Genomic DNA, 2,874 nt, shown 5'->3' with positions numbered 1-2,874 from the left:
ATCATAACTACCAGCGCATTGAACACAATGGTCTCACATACATCGTAATAGGTGGTGGTGGAGCTTCTCCTTATGGCATTAAAGATCCTTCAGGTCCGGTAGCAAGCTTCGAAGGATATCACTTCGTTCTCTTTGAATATGATAATGGCAAACTAAAAGGCACCTGTTATGACATAAAGGGCCAGGAAATCGACAGCTTTTTTGTTTTCCCACGGTAAACACGCTTCGCGTGGGTAAGCTTGGCTTCGCCAAGGGTAAGCCCGGCTGTGCCGGGGGTGTGAACCGCTTCGCGGTTGGTATGCGCCTTCGGCGGAAAGAACCAAAAGCGGGTATAGGGTCTGGGGTATAGGGTATAGAGAAAACATCGAGAAACCAAGAGGCGAGAAAATGAAAATATAAAGTCGTTGCAGGTTGTGGGTTGTACGTGACAATCGAGAACCGAGAGTCTGGGAGCCGGTGAGCATGCTAGCGCATGGGTAAGCTTGGCTCCGCCAAGGGTAAGCCTCGAAGAACAGGGGCAGTCCGCTGTGGAACTGACCCCATTTTCTAATTCTCAAGAGTAGAGAGATCAAAACCCAATACCTGAGAGTATTTTCTCATACAGGCTAACCAATAGATAAAACTGCCAGGAATAGGGACACCGGGATGCGTTTGACAGGCGATGATAAATCCAGCGTTTTTTTGGTAAGTAAGATACCTTTCCCAAAAGCTTTTGTGATTGTAACGGCGTCTCCTTTCGATATGTTGTTCTTGTATTTTACTTCTATCGGTATGTTTTTTACCAAATAATCTACTTCGTTTCCAGTCTGAGAATACCAGAACCCTACGTTTTCTAACATATAACTGCTTTCTGAAAGGTTGTTTTCGTATCTTATCAGGAGTTCTTTTCCTACTAATTGTTCAATTAATTCAGGAATTTTGGTAGACACTCCTAACTTTTTCTGAATTACTGTGTTCAGGAAGGAATCCCACAGGTAAAACTTTTTCTGTTTAAGGGGTTTTATTGTATGTTTGTTTTTATCGAGAAAGTGAATTACAAATCCTAGGTAGTTTGACGTAATGGCTTCAAGATAACGTTGGACGGTTTTTGTGTCCAATTCTACTTCTGAACCAACGGAGTTCCATGAAAGCCTTGAACCGATTCGGCCTACAAGATACTTTATTATCTTCCTTAATGTGATTCTATTCAATCCAACTTTTTCAATGTCACCTACCATGATATCCCAAAATACGTTGACAAGCTGTTCCAGGGATTCTTCTTGAATCGTTTTTTCAACAACTACGGGAATGCCACCAGACAAAAGGAATCTATCAAAAATCGGGTTAATTTCGTTCTCAAGTATTTTAAAGTCAAAGGTATATTTTTCATTTAGAGTAAGCAGTTCATCCAGAGAAAACAATGGCATGCTTTTGAAACCAATGATTTCAAGGTATTCTCTGAATGTTACCGGCAAAAGTACTTTATCTGGCTCGACAACATTACCTCTTCGCCCCGGCATGCGCTCAGCTCCTCTTTTAATGTCCAGTGCTGAGGAGCCAGATAGTATCATAAGGTCGTTTCTCAGGATGGTGTTGTCCCTCAATTCTTTTATGGCACGCTGCCAATCTTTTACATAGGAGATCTCGTCTATGAAAATATACCTTTTCTTATATTCTCTGGCATAGTTCAAATATTCTAAAAGAACTTCCTTCAGCTCTTTGAAATCAGCCACAGTATCGGAGGGTAAGAACATTATGCTTTTTCCGGGGACATTCTTTTTTAGCAACTCAGCTATCGTTATCTTAATGGCGGTGGATTTCCCGATCTGTCTCATTCCCCTTAATGTGTAGAGAGCATTTGAAGATAAATCGAAAAGGCTAGAATAATCCCTTTTGAAACGAGCGTTTTCATACTGCTCAGTCAGTTTTTTAACGAGTGTATCCATATTAATAGAACTATTCCACCATGGGTTGTACATTATAATTTCAGAAATCGGCATAATCACACCTCATATATGTATGATATTTGTGGTACACACACCATAAATTCGGCACATGTTTATTATATCATTTCAAAATCGAGAAAGCGAAAGCGGGTAAACACGCTTCGCGTGGGTAAGCTTGGCTTCGCCAAGGGTAAGGTGTGCCCGGCATGACATACAACTATAGGGTGAAAGTCCCGAATGCGGGGAGCGAAATAAGCATTAGCTGAGGGCAAGGGTGTCACTGGTAACGGTGAATCTGAAGGAAGCCTAAGGCAAAATCCGGAACTGAACGAAAGTGAACCAGTGTTGGCCGGTAGAGAGGGTAACCTTGCCTTACATGGGGAAGCCCGAGCTCCAACTCTACAGGTTGGGATGGCAGGATTCGGATGAAAGCTGTATGTCTTACCCGGGGAAGTCCTCACTCGTCCCAAGATGGGTAAGCCGGAACAAGGGGAGACCCAAGGACCGGTGAAGCGGAGGAGGATGGCAGATGAACCCGTAGTAGTGTTGAACCTCTCTGAAAGGAGAAGGGACTATCGCCTTGAGCGATGGGGGTAACAGGAACCGAAAGGGTCTGTTACTTGCGAAGGGGGGAAGGGTTGAGGAAATGGCACAAAGGGAAGTGAATATAACAGGAGCCCGTAACGGAGGCTGAAATGCCGACGGTGGTCTGAAATGGCTGGGGCAGGCAAGTAATCCATTATAGGGTTGGGCATATTCCTCGAAAGGGGTAGAAAACCGATGCCTGTGTGGAAGAAGAAACCGATTCTGTTATATGCGACTTATTCTGAAGGCCATGCGGAGGTAGTATGATGGTACTTAACCACCGTCGGAGAATCCGATACTCAATCCATGAGCCGTGTACGTTGGCCCGTACGCACGGTTCTGTGAGAGACGGGGGGATTCCCCC

At 44.2% G+C, this 2,874-nt stretch carries 1 protein-coding gene and 1 pseudogene; one reads left to right on the top strand and one right to left on the bottom strand.

Annotated elements, in window-relative coordinates:
* Positions 1-218: pseudogene (locus tag DU53_RS12310) on the top strand (metallophosphoesterase); the annotation flags it as partial.
* Between the two features lie 387 nt (positions 219-605).
* On the opposite strand, the gene DU53_RS06855 reads toward DU53_RS12310, so the two are convergent.
* Complete coding sequence (locus tag DU53_RS06855) at positions 606-1,979, bottom strand: ATP-binding protein (protein ID WP_063728215.1); 1,374 nt, start codon at positions 1,977-1,979, stop codon at positions 606-608.
* Positions 1,980-2,874 lie beyond the last annotated feature (895 nt).

The organism is Kosmotoga sp. DU53, from assembly GCF_001639905.1.
In the GTDB taxonomy this organism is placed as follows: Bacteria; Thermotogota; Thermotogae; order Petrotogales; family Kosmotogaceae; genus Kosmotoga; species Kosmotoga olearia.
Note: the sequence above shows the minus strand (reverse complement) of the source record. Positions and strands in the feature narration are given on the sequence as shown.